The organism is Candidatus Methanomassiliicoccus intestinalis Issoire-Mx1, assembly GCF_000404225.1.
GTDB classification, from domain to species: domain Archaea; phylum Thermoplasmatota; class Thermoplasmata; order Methanomassiliicoccales; family Methanomassiliicoccaceae; genus Methanomassiliicoccus_A; species Methanomassiliicoccus_A intestinalis.
In genome coordinates this window covers 1,362,470-1,378,500 of sequence record NC_021353.1, presented here as the reverse complement: position 1 = coordinate 1,378,500, position 16,031 = coordinate 1,362,470, and the positions used below count along the sequence as shown (strand labels likewise).

Genomic DNA, 16,031 nt, shown 5'->3' with positions numbered 1-16,031 from the left:
TCGCCTCACAAACTCTTTTTCAAGTGTTCTGGACGGGTAACTACTGTCTTTGGTTTGTCACCGTCTTTTAATTCTACAACATATGCGCGGCCCTGTTTACCTGAAACCACGCCAGTTTTTCCCTGGAAACGCATATGGGGCATCCCATGATGTACAGCAGGATCAATTACTACGTTTACTTTTTCTCCCACTTCAAAGTTTCTAAACTCATGTGTAATTGGTGACATGCCCTTTGTGCGGGGTGTTTTTCCAAGAATGTTGCGTGTTTTACGCCTAAGGCCTTTTGAAGCTTTGACCATTTTTATACCTCGTGAACGTTATCAAGTATCTGTATGACATCAAGCGCGGTAACTTTGCAGTCGATGCCGAGTTTTTCAGAGATACTAGGGACTGTACGGCCCCCATCCCCACTGACGAATTCCTTGATATATGTACCGGATTCCGCTGTGATCTCAAGCACCATGCTGTTTTCCGAGAAATCTTTTAGGTTGATCTCACGGATGTGTCTTTTTCGTGCTAGGTCTGCTCTTCTGTGACTTACACGAACTGGCGTCTGCTGGGTAATGCATGCTTGACTTAACGACTGGAGTACCTCATCCACTAACCCTTTATTAACTTTATCCTGCATAGACACCGTCGCTGAATAGGTTTTATCGGGTGATGCATTTTTAATTTTACGAACTTCATCTCTGCTTGAGAATCGCAAGTCTGAGTAACTAGCATCCTCATTTTTGTTCGACTCACATTCTAGAACATTAAGATCGATTGAACGCTTTTTAGGGTTGGATATTTCAAGAACGAATGGTCTTCCAGTACCTAACATTCTGGCATCTATGTCTTCTCTGCCCATTCCATGAAAGAAATGATCGCTGCCTTCAGCCATTTTGATGGCAATATCTCCTATGATCTCTTGAACACTCGTCTGATACATTTTTCCAAGACCATTGCAGCGCTCGCAGCCTTTTCCCCGACATACCCTGCATGGCCATATCGTCTGCGGGATCTCTCTTGAATACTTGTTGTATCTGCCATATATGAATAAAGGAGTAACTGTCATTTCTACATGACTAAAACGGGTATCCACCAGAGTGACTGCATCTGGATTTTTAAAATCTACTTCTTTTTGAGTACGCGCTTCCATGATCTTGCCTATTTCTCTATTCAATTCCGCTTTAATTGGTTCTGCGTCTTCTCCTCCGACTTCAGCCCATAATCTTTCTTCGCGGTCTTGTATATCAGGACTTACTTTGGTGCCGACCAGGAAAGTCTTATACTCTATTTTTGAAAGTTCAGCTATACAGGCGTCTGCAAAACGATCCAGACTGTCAAATATCTCTTCACATATCCAGCATTCTTCATGTGCGGGCAGTTCTTCGCTTCTTGCAGAGCGCTCTAAACTGACAGCGATGCGCATATTCCGACCCCGTTCTGCATTTGTAGTTCCTGTATCTACGTGGGCAAAGAGTCTTCCCAGACAATGATCGCACAAATCATGTGAACTCAGGGCTTGATCTGCTCTTGAAACAATTTTATTCATTTAGATCAAACCTCAGTCAAAACCCATCTCAGCAATTCTGAGCATTGGTCTGGATCTTTCTAAGTATCTATAAACTGTGGAATGTTCACTTCCACGCAGGATCATTTCAACGGCCGTTTTTGCTACAGGCAGCTGTACTGAATTTCCTATCAGACATACAGTACTTCCAAAAATAGACATATTTACACCAGTCAGGTCTTCAATTATTCTTCTCGTTTTTCCTTGAGATCCTATAAGCCTGGACCTTACACGAGTCATTTGTTCTGGTTTTTTACTGCCGATATAATCTGCAATTTCTATAACTTCCAGATATTCATCTTCTTCTAGTAATCTCATTGCTCTCTGTGGAGAAAATCCTCTTCCAACAGCTTTTACAAAATCCATTACTTTTAGAGATGCAACAGGATCATCTGGATTTTCTTCAATATCTACTTCACCTTCACTGCTTATGTTTAGTTTCACACCAGTAATCTTTTGAACAAGAGCTTTCGTCTCTCCTTTTTCTCCGATTAACGCCCCTACTCTTTCTTTTGGTATGCGTATGAGTCTCATCCTTTAATCCCCATTATATTATTGATAATATGATCTGAATCTTCAATGTCTACATCTAGTGACCTGAAGTATCTGTTGATATTTTTCACATCTCTTTCAAGAAAATCTTTTGAATTTAGATGATCGGTTAGAACTGCCTGACCGACATCGATTATCACTGGTTTACGTTTGTAATATAATATATTGTACTCACTCAAATCCGCATGTACCAGACCAGCCTTTTGATACATAAGACTGATATTATCTATGGTATTTTTGTAAACTTTCGAAGGATCATCCAATGCTACTTGCCTGAGGGTTGGTGCCGGGGCAGTTTTAGAACCTATGTATTCCATGACTACCATGTTGCGGTGGAATTTGATAGGCTCTGGTACATTTACCCTAGCTTCATGCATCCTTTGTAAATTCCTAAATTCTTTGCTTGCCCAGGCAGCCATAACTTTTCGTTTAGAGCCTGATATTCCCAGAAACCGCTTATCTCCTTCGATGTACTTGTTGATGCGGTTAAATGTTGAGTTTGATGTTCGATATATCTTTAGAGCCAGCAGTTTACCTTGGAGATTTTCACAGGCAAAGACATTTCCTTCTTTACCAGTTGATATTGGGAATAGTACACTCTCGATTATTTTTGAAGTCATAAGCTTGTATATTCCCATGACTGTCTCGTGGTCGAAAACTTCATCGAGAGTTTTTCTTTCATCACCAGTTCGACTGTTTTCTCTAAGAGCCATTAACTTATGCTCCAATTGAGCATAAGCTTCTTTTTCCGGCATGTTAAGCCCAATCAGAATATATCCAGAGTCTTTGGAATTGCTTTTCTGCGATGCAGATAGCTAGCCTGGGTCTTAGTGTACCTATATTTTATATCTGCTTTATCATCTTGGAATTCCCAGGGTCTGACTATCAACAAATCTCCTTCTCTGATCCACATCCTTTTTCGGATCTTACCAGGGATACGTCCTATTCTGGATGTACCATCTTCGCACATCACTTTAATGTGAGATGCACCTAGAAGCTGATCGGCAACGCCAAATATCTCTCCTTCTTTGTGATTTGGAAACGGACAGCGGGTAATCTCCTCACTGACTTCCTCTGAATCGTATGATGTCACGTGAATCCTCCGTAATTCGAATAGCGATTATAGCATAAACGCTTGTTTGAGTCATCTAAGATAAACCAAACAGATATTCAATACTTACTCTGATATCAAATAATCTTTTTGTAAGTTTCTAAGCTCTAAATACTGCTAAATATTGTTCTTATCTCAATACTCTATACAACACTATTGGGATACCAGCATAATCAGGCGTTGTTCATTCTCGAACGAGACTCTTTGAAACTTTAAGCAAATGTTTATACCAGTTTCAACAATAGCGAAATTATTAAGTACTCATTCCTGTATCGAGCCGAGCATAAGCTCTTGTAGTGTAGCGGCCAATCATGAAGCCCTTTCGAGGCTTCGACTCGGGTTCAAATCCCGACAAGAGCACTATTTTAACACAACTCTTTAGTTCACTAGATTTTTTTATGTTTTTAACTGGCTTTTTTCAGTATCTGGCCGATTGATATTTTCATCGCCATCTGTAAAATTAACGATATTTAGGCGAAAGTATAATATCAAAAAACTCAACTGATAAAATCACAACCCCCATAGTGAATTATAAATCTCTTCTGTCCTCCTTTTTGGAGGACAGTCTTGATTTAGATTGGTGATTGAGAAACTTATTATTTTTTTAATATCCTTTGTTATGTGGGTGATGAGGTCTGATTATGTTGGTTACTCTTACAGTTGCTGGTTCGGATTCTTTAGGTGGAGCTGGAATTGAAGCAGACATTAAAGCAATGTCTTCATTGGGTGCTCATCCCGCTGTTTCAATAACTGCTGTGACATCTCAGAATAGCCAGAAGGTTTCCGGCATATTTCCGATTCCTGCATCAGTGGTCATTTCTCAATTGGATGCAATTCTTGAAGATTCTCACGTATCTGGAGCAAAACTCGGAATGCTCTACTCCGCAGATGTTGCTGAACAAGTTTCTAAAAGGCTGAGAACTGAAAGCTTTCCGATAGTTGTAGATCCAGTATTTATTGCAGGCGTAGGGGACTCTCTAAAAACAGATGAATTAATAGAATCAGTTTGTAAATTTGTAATTCCTATCGCTACTTTGATAACCCCCAATATACCAGAAGCAGAAGATCTAACAGGCATCAAAATAAACAGCCAGGATGACATTATGGATGCCTGCCGCAGGCTGCACGCGATGGGAGCAGATTCTGTCCTTATTAAAGGAGGACATCTCAATGGTCCATGTATTGACACATTGTTCAGCAAAAATAAATTTCTCAGAGTAGAAGTTCCCCGAGTAACGATACGCGGACATGGTGGGGGATGCATACTATCGTCGCTGATTACAGTATATCTAGCTAAAGGAATGAGCGTCTGGGAATCTTACTTGAGATCTAAAATAATCTTAGATGAATCTATCAAGTTGAATTATCCAGTTGGACATGGGGTACCTGCAATGAGCCCCATACTCCAGACTTATTTAGACTCTGAAAAGCTGCATCGCATGCCAAAGCTCTAAAAGCTGTATGCCCTTCAGCTATGCAAATCAATAAGTTTCGATCGGATGGGACGACTGTTGAAAATTGCAATGTTTACTGATACCTACCTGCCTACTAAAGATGGAGTAGTGACTTCAATCTTAACATCCAAAGAGCAATTGGAAAAGAAAGGTCACGAAGTCATAATTTTTGCTCCTGAATCACCTACTGGTGAAAAGGAGGAAGGTGTACAATACTACAGATCTAAGGAGTTTAAAAAGTATCCAGGATATAATCTCCCAATTTACATCGAGAAGAAAATAGACATCTTGAAAGAGCTGGATGTTGATGTAATACACTGTCACGCTCTTGCAGTGATGGCTCTCAGAAGCATGCTGGATGCAAGAGAAACAGGAAAACCGATAGTTGTAACATTTCACACTATGGTTACAGATGCGGCCCAATACTACAATCCATTTCCTTTCCCAACATGGATGACTCAAAGACTTTCCTGGATTTACCTTCGTAAACTGCTGGAACATGCAGATAATGTCATCGCTCCAACGGACGCAATCAAGAAAGAATTATGCTCTCAGGCACCTGGAATGAGACACATTGATGTGGTACCTACTGGTATAGATTGTGAGCGTTTTTCTACTAATGTAAATGGTAGCAGGATACGTGAAAAGTATGGGCTGCAAAATAAAAAAGTACTTCTGCAGCTTGGCAGAGTAGCCAGAGAAAAAAATATTGAACTAGTAATGGACAGTTTTGCAGATTGTGTAAAGAAAGATGAAGATATTATGCTGCTTATAGCAGGAACCGGTCCTGCAAAAGAGTACTATATGAAATATGCCGAGAATGCTGGTATCTCAGATAAGACGGTATTTGCAGGTTTTGTACCTGATGAAGACTTACCTGAATACTATGCAGCCTGTGATGCATTTATAACTGCATCCAAGTTTGAAACACAAGGTCTCACTACGCTTGAAGCGATGGCATGTGGAAAACCAGTTGCTGGAATAAATTACCGGGCAACTGCAGAACTCATCCACGATGAAGAAAACGGATTTTTGTTTGAAGATGATATCAAGTCATGCTCAGGTGCTATTTTCGATGCATTGAACGCTCCGCAGATAATCAAAGATCATGCAAGAGAGACTGGGGAGAAATTTTCTTCTGAAAGATGTGCTTCTATGTTGTTGCAGACTTATGAGTATGCCATAGAAGCTAAAAAGAAAAGACATCAGACTGGAAGGCGGTAATCCTGGACATTGGCTCTTTTTTTACAAATCTGTTTGAGCCGCTTGGCATCTTAGGTGGTCTAATCTGTATTTTCTTATTATTCTATATCGATGCAATCGTATTTCCAACATTGCCTGAATTGTTTACGGTAATTATTTTCACATCATACCCAGACGCTAACATTTTTGTATTTGCCGTAGCCATCTTAATTACAATTGCACTAGCTGAAGTCAGTGGTGTATTTACATTGTACACCGTTGTAAAGAAAATCAAAGTCCCAGAGAGAATTGCCAAGGTAGCTCATCAATATCGGGATTTCTTGATTGTGTCGGATGAGCGCATGATCCTATTGAACCGTGTAGCACCAGTCATTCCATTTATGGGTGCATTTGTATACTTATTTAATTGGGATATGAAAAAGTCCATGTGGTATGTTATTGCAGGAGGTTTAATAAAATATGGAGTGATTCTTGCATTAAGTGGTGCTTTCTTAACCTACATGGAACACGGAACAGCACAGAAAGTCACAATCGTCATGATTATCATTGTGATGGCCATTAGCTTAGTAGCATCATACTTCAAAAAGAAAGGTGTAAATAATGCGAATCGTCCAGCTTAATCCCTATTATTATCCGTATAAAGGAGGGATAGAACGCCGTCTGCACGAGATTTGCCGCAGACTATCTAAAAAACATGAAATGATAGTCCTCACATCTCAGTTGAAAGATACTGAATTAGAAGAAGAGATGGACGGGTATACGATAAAACGTCTGCCTTCAAAATTTTATACGAATTATAATCCGCCGCACGTGTCTACACCTGGCGTTCTCCAGGCATTAAATGATCTGGAACCGGATCTTGTTGATTTCCACTACCGCTGGGCCCCTTCATATACTAAAGCTATGAAATCTTATGGTGGGAAATGGGTATTTACATTTCATAATACATATGGCGAAGGGCAAGGCCCAATGCGCTATCTCAGTACAATGAATGATTTCTTTTTCTGCCAGATGATTCGTGATAAAAACGTAATCTGTGTAAGCGACTTTGTAAAAAATGATCTGATTTCCAGAGACTTTAAGGAAGAAAATCTTGATGTGATACCGACAGGTGTTGACTTCGTTACTGATTCTGGAAAAGATGAAAATTTTATCCTTTTCGTGGGCAGACTTGTTAAGACTAAAGGTTTATCTACTTTAATTGAAGCAATGAAAAATGTAGATTGTAAGCTGGTGATTGCAGGTACTGGACCAGAAGAAGAGCTGCTTAGGTCGATGGTTGGAAAATACGATCTTACAGATAAAGTAGAATTCACTGGATATGTTGATGAGGAAACAAAAACCAGATTGATGACTACTTGTTCCGCATTTGTGATGCCTTCTGTATTTGAGTCCCTTGGATTGGCTGCTGAAGAAGCTCTTGCGCATTGTAAGCCGGTAATAGCTTCTCGTGTTGGAGGCCTTCCAGAAGTTGTAGGCAATGCTGGCATACTGATACCTCCAAAAGAGCCTCAGGCTCTTTCAGACGCTATCAACGCAGTAATGGTGGACAAGGAGCTAAGAGATAACCTTATAAGTAACACCAAAACGCAAATTCAAAAATATAACTGGGATAATATTGTCAATGACTTAGAGGCAGTTTATCTGAAAAATATTGAGAATAATTCACAGTCTTAAAATCAGAATACAAACAAATCCATCTGGATTTGTATTATTTTTTATATGGTTTTTTCAATATGTTATATCTGTTATCTACAACCGAAACGCTGTACTCAGGCAGATTCTTCCAGATGTACATTATACATCTGATTTCTAACAGATTCTCAATGTTATAAACACATCAGGTGGTCTGTTTAGATCAGAACAAAAGCGAATACAACTGAACCTACCATGATTGCTACAATAAAAACAGCCATCAGGATTTTTACTGTTTCTTCCTTTTTTTCCTAGACTTAGACATTGGTATTCTCCTGTTTATTATTCAATATCCTATATGTGCATTGTGGTTTAATTCTTAATCGTTTAGGATTGTATTCACAGCATCTTCGAATGTATTTCCATCTTCAATTCTAATTGTTCTGCATCCTAATTTTTTTCCAGCGTCCATATCTGCATCACTATCCCCAATTACCCAGGATTCGCGGAGATTTATATGATGCTCCCTCACTGCTTTCATATGCATGCCAGTATTTGGTTTTCTGCAGGAACACTTGTCTTCTGGAGTATGCGGACAGAAATATATAGAATCAAAAAATGCTCCCTGTTTGGAAAGTTCAGAGTTCATTTTATCATGGATCGATTTTAAAGTATCTTCTGTAAAATACCCTCTCCCAATTCCAGACTGGTTTGTAACAAGTATTGATATGTATCCCGCATCGTTAAGTTTCTTCAGAGACTCTGCGACATATGGATATAGATTAAAATCATCTGGGTTTGAACAATATGGGACATCAGGAGCTATTGTATTATCCCTGTCTATAAATACAGCTTTATGCCCAAACACTCCTTTTTCCACCAAGCCGCATATTATATGGCCGGCGCATAGATACGCTTCCTGGATCCTTGGAGTATGTGTAGACTGAATTATCAATGGATAATCCACAATGTCTTTTATTGCTCCCCCCGAACCTGTAAATGAAACAGTTATGCCGCCATTTGCCTTTGCAAATTCAAGAGCTAAAACTACATTTTTAGAATTTCCGCTGGTGCTGAGTCCTACCGCCACATCTCCTTCTTTCATGCATGCTTCTAATTGCCGTATGAATATGCGGTCATATCCGTAATCATTTCCTATTCCCGTTATTGATGACAAGGAAGAAAGAGCAATGCCGTCCATGGCAGGTCTTTCCATAAGATATCTGCCAGAAAACTCAGCAGCTATGTGGACTGCATCTGATGCGCTTCCGCCGTTTCCAAAGAAAATCACTTTATTGCCATTCTTGATTGCTTTAATCATGGCTGCAGATATGGCTTCAATCTGTTTCGGGTCCAAAGATGAGATGACTGATGTATTTTCATGCAATTCTTCTTCAATCAAATAGCTCATTCGTTGAACCTCCATGTCTGAAATCCATATTTTTCAAAGTTGTATCCGACTATATTAGCGCCTAGAGATGTCAGTTCACGGGCAACATCACGCTTTTTATCATATTCACATATGAAAAACATGAATCCTCCACCGCCAGCGCCTGAAATTTTACCACCTATTGCTCCTGTGGACAAGGCAGTTTTATAAATTTTATCCAAGTACTCATTAGAGATGTTATTTGTATAATTCTTTTTATATGTCCAGGCTTCGTTTAGAAGTTCTCCCATATACCGAATCTCGCCTTTCAGCAGGGCATTTTTCATTTCCTCAGCAAGACGCTTTGCATTGTCAAGTGCTTCTGAAGTCTTGGAATTTCCATCAATATATCCCTGTGTTTGAGCTTTTATAATATTCCCAGAATCCCTGGTTTTACCTGTGTTTGCCAGAAGCATCACATAATTAAGCTCGTTGAGTACGTCTGATTTGATTCTGAGAGGAGTCACAAGCGTCCTGTCGTGATTAAACTCCATAAAGTTAAATCCCCCGAAGGTCGCAGCGTATTGATCCTGTTTTCCGCCAGGCAGTTTCAGTTCCTCTCTTTCCAAGATATATGCAAGCTCTGCAATTTCATATTGAGATAAAGATTCGTTTAACCACTCTGACATGGCGCCGATTATTGAAACCATCACTGCAGAAGACGATCCCAGACCAGATCCAGGAGGTGCACCGCAGTGAAGAAACATGTCAAATCCCTGTTTAACCTTGAAATGATTGACTACTGCTTTAATGAGATCCAAGTTGCCATCATAGGTTAGAGTATTGCCTGCCTTCCATTTCTGTATTGTTTCATAATCTAAAGAGTGCACCGTTGCCTGCTCATCAGATCGAGGTGATATTGTACAATATGCAAATTGGTCGATAGTTGAGTTTAAAACAGCTCCGCCGCGTTCATCGCAATACGGAGACACGTCAGTCCCACCGCCAGCAAAACTTATTCTTAGTGGCGCTTTACATCGTATAAACTTACCTTTTTGCATCTATTCCTGCATCAGCCTCTACCTATATTTAAAAAGCGCTTAGACTCCAAAAGCAATATTATTAGTACGGGTCGGGTGATGGTGGGAGTTAAATGAAGACCTTATACATTCATGCAGATTATCTCGAGTTTAACGTCAAAAAAGCTACACCGGTAGCAGAAGATATTACTGATGAGGAGAAACAAGGACGTTTCGAAGAGGTTTTAGTAGCGTTTATCAGTGTTGAAAAACGAGATGAAGACAATCCAGATGCTGTTGCCAAAGCAGCTGCTAAAGACATTAAAGAAACTGCTGAAACTGTGGGCGCAGAAAGGATTGTTCTTTACCCATATGCTCACCTTTCATCTTCATTATCATCTCCGAGTGTAGGAAAAGACGTAATGAGAAAAATAGAAAAACTCGTGGGAGGCGATGTTCATCGCGTTCCATTTGGATGGTACAAAGCATTTAAAATATCATGCAAAGGACATCCATTGTCAGAGCTTTCCAGAGAAATTACTGGAGAAGAGGAAGTCTCTAAGCCTGAAGGAAAAGATGAACATTTTGTCTATACGCTCGATGGCAAAATGATAAATCCAGAAGATTTCAAAGACGGTACAGAATGCTTCCAGATAATGATGAAAAAAGAAGCATTGCATGAAGAGTCTAAATTAAGCGGAGAACCAAAATATCTCAGGCTCTGTAAAAAGTTTGGAATCCAATGGGAATCCATGAGTGATGCAGGACACATGTCATTCAGTCCCAAGGGGGCGTTGATATTCGATCTCTGTTCTGATTACTCTTGGCAGACCGTAAATTCTACGGGACTTCCAGTTTACACAGTAAAAGGAACCAACATGTTCAATTTGGATGAAGGTCCGGTTGCAGAACATGCTAAGCTGTTTGGAGACAGGCTTTATAAGATTGAAACTGAAAAACATTCATACGTTCTCAGATATGCCGCTTGTCATCAGCAGTTTGCTATGATGAGAAACTGGAATATGAGTTACAAAAACCTGCCTTTCGGTGCTTTTGAAGTAGCAGATTCATACCGTCTCGAACAGTCTGGAGAAACCATGCTGTGTTTCCGTACAAGGCGCATGAATATGCCGGATCTGCACGTAGTCTGTAACGGAATGGATGCAGCGGAAGAATGGTTCGAAAAACTCGATGAGCGCATATATCAGGAAGCCGAAAAACTTGGCAGAGATTATGAGATGCTTGTAAACTTTTCATCAAAAGATGCTTTTGAGCAGCATAAGGGGTTAATCTCCAATCTGATGAAAAAGCATAACAAACCTGCATTATTGCACTTCTATCCAGAGGGTATTAATTACTATTGGACAGTAAATATTGAATATCACATTCTTGATGATATGAAGCGTGCAAGAGAAATCGGAACAGTGCAGATCGATATCGGTAATGCACACCGTTTCGGCATAAGATATGTAGATGAGAAAGGAAAAGAGGAATATCCGATTATTCTCCACTGTGCAGTAATTGGTACAATTGAAAGGTATATCTATACGCTCTTAGACACTGCTGTCCAAATGGAAGCAAGCGGAAAAGTCGGATGTCTTCCAGTATGGGTAAATCCAGAACAAGTACGTCTTTTGACAGTTTCTGATGTACATCAGAAACGCGCCAACGAGCTTGCAGACACGATACAGTCTAACTCAGTAAGAGTCAGTGTTGATGATCGTTCAATAACTGTTGGAAAGAAAGTCCGCCAGGCAAAGCAGGACTGGTGCTCATACGTCATTGTTATTGGAGACAATGAGTTAGAATCTGATTCCTTTGATGTGTATGTTAGATCTGAGGACAAAAATGTGAAAATGACTATCCCAGAACTTATAGAAAGAATCAAAGGAGAATGCGCAAACAAACCATTTAGACCATTATATATGCCTAGAGATCTAAGTCGCCGTGTTGACTTTGTAGATCAGGCTTAAACAATCCCCTTTGGGGATTAATTTTTTCAATAATATTGTATTGATTAAAAATACTAGGTGTATTGGAGGATTCTTCTATCCTCCTCTGCATCCGTCTTTCCAATCTTTATCATACATCTTCAAGTCAATTGTATTAAATTTTTTGAATGACATTTCACACGAAAGTCTCTGTAATCCCCCGGAACTCTTTGCGACATTGAAGAAAACGCATCACATATGATCGAGTATGAAATTGTAAGCATCATTCAGATCATGGGCGATCAATCTCACAACTAAAAAATGGAATTACAGGATGGGTGGCAGAATCGGAAGACACAAACGGGTTCCAGCAACAGTATCAAGAAAGCAAGCATATGAACTAGCTGATTTTGTTGTTGTCACAATTGAAGCAGAAAAACCTGGAACAATGCAGTATCTCGATTACAGCCTGAAGATACTTGACTCATCTGTTGTATATATTCCACAAACCATTTGATTGACAGAAAATTGTCAATTTATATTTTTATTAGTCTTAATGCAACGAAACATAAATACTGACGTAGTTTTAATTCAAATTGCCAACTCTGATAAAATAAAGATCATAATTAAAAAAGAGATAAAAGGTTTGATCTGAGATTAATTCATCAGTGAGCTATCTCTTTTTGAGCAATTGCAATATCTGATAGTACATATATAGATGCCAACGCTATCACGCAAGGAAATAACCATGATGCATCAAGTTGCGAGATCATATCTTCTGACACGGCAGCTATTCCAATCACGAATATAACGGCAAGTACAATCATCGTTATGCCAATTCGTTTCTGAAATTTCGGTACAGAAAATATTTCAAACCATTGGACATCTCTGCTTACAACCACGAGTACGGTTGCAAATACAATTATATCAAGGACTAGCGAAACAACAATCTCTATTAAATTGTCTAATGGAAATGCTATGAAAGTATAAGCCACCAGCACAATTAGTATAGATATTGCAGCCATCAGCCCAACAATTGACGGTTTCCTCAGTTCCCATCCAAACATGCTTTTCACCCCCAAATATTTATTTCTTTATGTTTAGATTTAGACAGCTAAAGCTAATCCTAGGAAATTACAGAAGATGTCTAGATCAGTATCTAATTTTAATTAAATAGCTAGTAAATTTGTATATATAAATAAATACCTAAAAAAATATCGATTTGTAAAATAGACATACCTAGCATTCTTATTGTACATAAATTGAGTTGCAATTATTTATCTAGGTGTTTGATATTTTAATCTAGATTGCCTTATGAGGGCGTATACAGCTTGCATGACTAAATAAACACTCAGAGTTATAACTCATGTCAGTCTACAAGACATATATATTCACTGAAGAAGTTTTCTAGCTATTCTATATTTTTGTTTTTGTAGGGGTATCTTTAATAGTATTATCATAATTGAAGTTTGAATTAAAATATTGAGTTTGTGTCTAAATTGTGATTAGAATGGGAATTCAAAACCGAGAAGACAAGATATTGAATTCATTGCTCGAATCAAGAGCCGATAACGAGCATGTTATCGATGTTCCCAGAGATCATACTTACACTATAATAACAAACATCTTAACTTTTTTAATCGGCATTTTTATAGTATTACTTATCTGGCAGGGGTTTGCTGTTTTATATAATGACTATATAGGAAACTCTCTGATACCCTTCACAACACCATTAGAAGCTTTCGAACGGCTTTTTGAATTATTGTCAGGCGGCAATATGTTTGGTGTTACAATATATGATCACGTGTTTGCAAGCCTCAAGAGATGGACTATGGGATATGTCATTTCTGCAGTCATAGGCATTTTAACAGGTTTGATCCTTGGGTATAGCACTAGATTATACCCCGTTGGAATTATTCCAGTGCATATACTGCAGATGATTCCTGGATTAGCATGGATTCCAATAGCAATGCTGATGTTTGGACTTGGAGATGAGTCCGCAATATTCATCATTGCAATGACAGCAATGGCACCTATCATCATAAATGTGTCATCAGGGATTAGAAAAGCACCGCCGGTAATCATGAGAGTAGCCAATATGGTTGGATCTTCTAAATTTTCCATCTTTTCGAATATTCTAATTCCTTATGCTTCGTTGGACATCATCAATGGTCTCAGAATAGGCCTGGCTAATGCATGGAGGGTACTGATCGCTGCCGAAATGGTAGTTGGAGTGGCGGTAGGATTAGGGTATTCAATATCTCAGGCTACTTATGTTATTGATTATAGTTCAGCATTTGTCTGTATAATGGTGATATGCGCAATTGGTCTGTTTGTAGAAAAGGTTGTATTTGTATCAATTGAAAAATACATACGAAGAAAAATTGGACTTGAGGAGGGAGTGTAATGTGCATCCTTGAGACAAAAAATGTTTACAAAGTATACTTGGATCAAAAGAAAACCAAGGGAAGACTTGTTTTAAATGACGTGTCACTTAAGATAGACGAAGGGGAATTCGTTTGTTTAATCGGGCCAAGCGGATGTGGAAAGACCACAATGCTAAACCTCATGGCAGGATTTGAAACTCCTACTAGGGGAGAAGTCCTATATCGCGGCAATCCAATTAAAAAACCATCGTGGGAGCGCGGAGTTGTGTTTCAGGAATACAGCCTGCTGCCATGGATGAGCGTAATAGAAAATGTAGAGTATGGGCTCGATGGCAAGAAATTATCAGATAAGGAAAAAAATCAGATTGCCATGGATTGTTTAACCATGGTTGGTTTAAGCGAATTTATAGATCACAGGCCAAATCTATTATCAGGTGGTATGAAGCAGAGAGTGGCCATAGCAAGAACTCTAGCTATGGATCCAGACATTATGTTGATGGACGAACCTTTTTCCAGTCTTGATGAACAAACAAGAAGAAGATTAGATGGTGAGGTTTGTGATATTTGGTTAAAAAAACAGAAAACTATAGTTTTCGTAACCCACAGTGTAGACGAAGCACTTCTCTTAGGAACTAGAATAATAATGTTTTCTCAGTCTCCAGGAGAGATTGTGAAAGAGTGGAGTATTTCAGTAGATCATTCTAAAAGAGATCTTACAGCAAACGAGTTCGTATCATTAAAACAAGAGATATTGTCCACACTGCAAGCGTGTTCTTGCGCAGATAATTATACCAATAACCCCAAGATGATAAAAATAGAAGGTGAATGAAAATGAAAAACAAAATATTAGTTGCAATAGTAGCTATTGTACTAGTTGTCATACTCGCGGGAGCTGGATACTATGTTCTTGCGGATAACAATGACGATGACAGCAAGGAAACAATAACCGTAGGTTACTGTAACAAAGTATGCTACGAATCATTTATGATCGCAGAAGAAAACGGATACTTTAATGGGTTGGATGTAAATATTGAAGCCAAGATCATCCCAGGCGGCGGAACAGATGTTTCGAGTGCACTTCTTAAAGGTGAAGTGGATCTTGCAGCCATGGGAGATACGCCTGCTGTACAAAATCTGAATACAACTGATAAAACATCGATAGTATGCAGATATGGTTACAGCGAATCCATGCATGTTTTTGTAGCTAGACCAAACAGCGGTATAGATGTCGATGATTTGTCTACGGTAGAAGGTAAAACTATCGGAGTTCAACAGGGATCTTCCACAGAAGGGGCATTACTGGATTGGATGAATGTTAATCATATCGATACCAACAAAGTCACATGGAAATACCTGAAGCCTAACGTACAAGTGGAAGCATTAAGCAAAGGAGACGTAGATATGATTGCCAGCAGTCAGCCGAATCCTCAAAAAGCTCTGCACCTTGAAGGAACATATGTTGTTGGGACTTCAGAAGGCCTTGGAAATTACTATCCATTAATTCTCCTTGGATCCAACTCCGTAATCTCTGAAAAGGCAGATGCAGTAAATGCAGTGGTTGATGCTTTGAAAAAGGCAAGCGATTTCATGAAGGATAATCATGAGAAAGCCGCTGAGATTGCTGCCAATAAGATCGGATGGGCTGTAGATGATGAACTATACTGTATGCAGCAGATCACCTGGGAAGTAGGATTTACTCAGGAAATCGATGTAAAGAGCCTTGAAAAGACAGCACAGGTACTCAGAGATAACGGTCAAGACATCTCTAAGGACCTGAACTTCGTTGAAAGGTCAATCATGAAACCATAAGTGATA

General features: G+C 39.2%; 17 protein-coding genes and 1 tRNA gene. 10 read left to right on the top strand and 8 right to left on the bottom strand.

Features of this window, described 5'->3' with window-relative positions:
* Positions 1-5: 5 nt before the first annotated feature.
* The 5 genes from H729_RS06545 to eif1A are packed head-to-tail and all read right to left on the bottom strand — an operon-like array spanning position 6 to position 3,200.
* A complete protein-coding gene (locus tag H729_RS06545) occupies positions 6-299 on the bottom strand; it encodes a 50S ribosomal protein L21e (protein WP_020449221.1) in 294 nt (97 codons plus the stop codon).
* 2 nt (positions 300-301) lie between these two features.
* Positions 302-1,537, bottom strand: coding sequence for a tRNA pseudouridine(54/55) synthase Pus10 (locus H729_RS06540; protein WP_020449220.1), 1,236 nt, complete (start codon positions 1,535-1,537; stop codon positions 302-304).
* Positions 1,538-1,549: 12 nt separating this feature from the next.
* Entirely contained in the window at positions 1,550-2,089 is a 540-nt protein-coding gene (locus H729_RS06535) for a KH domain-containing protein (RefSeq protein WP_020449219.1), read from the bottom strand.
* Positions 2,086-2,862, bottom strand: coding sequence for a serine protein kinase RIO (locus tag H729_RS06530; RefSeq protein WP_020449218.1), 777 nt, complete (start codon positions 2,860-2,862; stop codon positions 2,086-2,088). The genes H729_RS06535 and H729_RS06530 overlap by 4 nt, the downstream gene beginning before the upstream one ends.
* 11 nt (positions 2,863-2,873) lie before the next feature.
* On the bottom strand, positions 2,874-3,200 hold the full coding sequence (gene eif1A, locus H729_RS06525; protein WP_020449217.1) for a translation initiation factor eIF-1A: 327 nt from the start codon (positions 3,198-3,200) through the stop codon (positions 2,874-2,876).
* Between the two features lie 305 nt (positions 3,201-3,505).
* On the opposite strand from eif1A, the gene H729_RS06520 reads away from it, so the two are divergent.
* The 5 genes from H729_RS06520 to H729_RS06500 all read left to right on the top strand — a co-directional run bounded on the left by H729_RS06520 (position 3,506) and on the right by H729_RS06500 (position 7,552).
* Positions 3,506-3,578, top strand: a tRNA-Glu gene (locus H729_RS06520).
* Positions 3,579-3,859: 281 nt separating this feature from the next.
* Entirely contained in the window at positions 3,860-4,672 is an 813-nt protein-coding gene (gene thiD / locus H729_RS06515; protein WP_020449216.1) for a bifunctional hydroxymethylpyrimidine kinase/phosphomethylpyrimidine kinase, read from the top strand.
* Between the two features lie 57 nt (positions 4,673-4,729).
* Positions 4,730-5,896: a glycosyltransferase gene (locus H729_RS06510; RefSeq protein ID WP_236608626.1), complete on the top strand. Its 1,167-nt coding sequence runs from the start codon at positions 4,730-4,732 to the stop codon at positions 5,894-5,896.
* 110 nt (positions 5,897-6,006) lie between these two features.
* Complete coding sequence (locus H729_RS06505) at positions 6,007-6,495, top strand: hypothetical protein (RefSeq protein ID WP_020449214.1); 489 nt, start codon at positions 6,007-6,009, stop codon at positions 6,493-6,495.
* Positions 6,476-7,552 carry a glycosyltransferase family 4 protein gene (locus H729_RS06500; protein WP_020449213.1) on the top strand — a complete coding sequence of 359 codons (1,077 nt, stop codon included), beginning with the start codon at positions 6,476-6,478 and terminating at the stop codon, positions 7,550-7,552. The genes H729_RS06505 and H729_RS06500 overlap by 20 nt, the downstream gene beginning before the upstream one ends.
* Positions 7,553-7,889: 337 nt before the next feature.
* Here H729_RS06500 and H729_RS09705 read toward each other — a convergent pair whose 3' ends face one another.
* Complete coding sequence (locus H729_RS09705) at positions 7,890-8,921, bottom strand: HAD-IIIA family hydrolase (protein ID WP_020449212.1); 1,032 nt, start codon at positions 8,919-8,921, stop codon at positions 7,890-7,892.
* Positions 8,918-9,871 (bottom strand): GHMP family kinase ATP-binding protein, encoded by a 954-nt coding sequence (locus H729_RS06490; RefSeq protein WP_020449211.1) that lies wholly within the window; start codon positions 9,869-9,871, stop codon positions 8,918-8,920. Before H729_RS06490 ends, H729_RS09705 begins: the two co-directional genes overlap by 4 nt.
* A gap of 161 nt (positions 9,872-10,032) precedes the next feature.
* Between H729_RS06490 and H729_RS06485 the strand changes: the two genes are divergently transcribed.
* Positions 10,033-11,871, top strand: coding sequence for a threonine--tRNA ligase (locus H729_RS06485; protein ID WP_020449210.1), 1,839 nt, complete (start codon positions 10,033-10,035; stop codon positions 11,869-11,871).
* A 292-nt stretch (positions 11,872-12,163) separates the two neighbouring features.
* Positions 12,164-12,346 (top strand): hypothetical protein, encoded by a 183-nt coding sequence (locus H729_RS06480; protein ID WP_020449209.1) that lies wholly within the window; start codon positions 12,164-12,166, stop codon positions 12,344-12,346.
* 148 nt (positions 12,347-12,494) lie between these two features.
* On the opposite strand, the gene H729_RS06475 is transcribed toward H729_RS06480, so the two are convergent.
* Positions 12,495-12,896 (bottom strand): hypothetical protein, encoded by a 402-nt coding sequence (locus tag H729_RS06475; RefSeq protein WP_020449208.1) that lies wholly within the window; start codon positions 12,894-12,896, stop codon positions 12,495-12,497.
* Between the two features lie 443 nt (positions 12,897-13,339).
* On the opposite strand from H729_RS06475, the gene H729_RS06470 reads away from it, so the two are divergent.
* The 3 genes from H729_RS06470 to H729_RS06460 are packed head-to-tail and all read left to right on the top strand — an operon-like array spanning position 13,340 to position 16,025.
* Positions 13,340-14,236, top strand: a complete 897-nt coding sequence (locus H729_RS06470; RefSeq protein WP_020449207.1) for an ABC transporter permease — start codon at positions 13,340-13,342, stop codon at positions 14,234-14,236.
* A complete protein-coding gene (locus H729_RS06465; protein ID WP_020449206.1) occupies positions 14,236-15,045 on the top strand; it encodes an ABC transporter ATP-binding protein in 810 nt (269 codons plus the stop codon). Before H729_RS06470 ends, H729_RS06465 begins: the two co-directional genes overlap by 1 nt.
* A gap of 2 nt (positions 15,046-15,047) precedes the next feature.
* A complete protein-coding gene (locus H729_RS06460; protein WP_048134009.1) occupies positions 15,048-16,025 on the top strand; it encodes an ABC transporter substrate-binding protein in 978 nt (325 codons plus the stop codon).
* Positions 16,026-16,031: the final 6 nt, after the last annotated feature.

Bases quoted from the DNA above. Each gene is read 5' to 3' on its own strand.
- H729_RS06470 (WP_020449207.1), top strand. From the start codon at position 13,340: ATGGGAATTCAAAACCGAGAAGACAAGATATTGAATTCATTGCTCGAA.
- H729_RS06535 (WP_020449219.1), bottom strand. From the start codon at position 2,089: ATGAGACTCATACGCATACCAAAAGAAAGAGTAGGGGCGTTAATCGGA.
- H729_RS06475 (WP_020449208.1), bottom strand. From the start codon at position 12,896: ATGTTTGGATGGGAACTGAGGAAACCGTCAATTGTTGGGCTGATGGCT.
- H729_RS06540 (WP_020449220.1), bottom strand. From the start codon at position 1,537: ATGAATAAAATTGTTTCAAGAGCAGATCAAGCCCTGAGTTCACATGAT.
- H729_RS09705 (WP_020449212.1), bottom strand. From the start codon at position 8,921: ATGAGCTATTTGATTGAAGAAGAATTGCATGAAAATACATCAGTCATC.
- H729_RS06530 (WP_020449218.1), bottom strand. From the start codon at position 2,862: ATGCCGGAAAAAGAAGCTTATGCTCAATTGGAGCATAAGTTAATGGCT.
- H729_RS06545 (WP_020449221.1), bottom strand. From the start codon at position 299: ATGGTCAAAGCTTCAAAAGGCCTTAGGCGTAAAACACGCAACATTCTT.
- H729_RS06500 (WP_020449213.1), top strand. From the start codon at position 6,476: ATGCGAATCGTCCAGCTTAATCCCTATTATTATCCGTATAAAGGAGGG.
- H729_RS06465 (WP_020449206.1), top strand. From the start codon at position 14,236: ATGTGCATCCTTGAGACAAAAAATGTTTACAAAGTATACTTGGATCAA.
- H729_RS06480 (WP_020449209.1), top strand. From the start codon at position 12,164: ATGGGTGGCAGAATCGGAAGACACAAACGGGTTCCAGCAACAGTATCA.
- H729_RS06485 (WP_020449210.1), top strand. From the start codon at position 10,033: ATGAAGACCTTATACATTCATGCAGATTATCTCGAGTTTAACGTCAAA.
- thiD (WP_020449216.1), top strand. From the start codon at position 3,860: ATGTTGGTTACTCTTACAGTTGCTGGTTCGGATTCTTTAGGTGGAGCT.
- H729_RS06460 (WP_048134009.1), top strand. From the start codon at position 15,048: ATGAAAAACAAAATATTAGTTGCAATAGTAGCTATTGTACTAGTTGTC.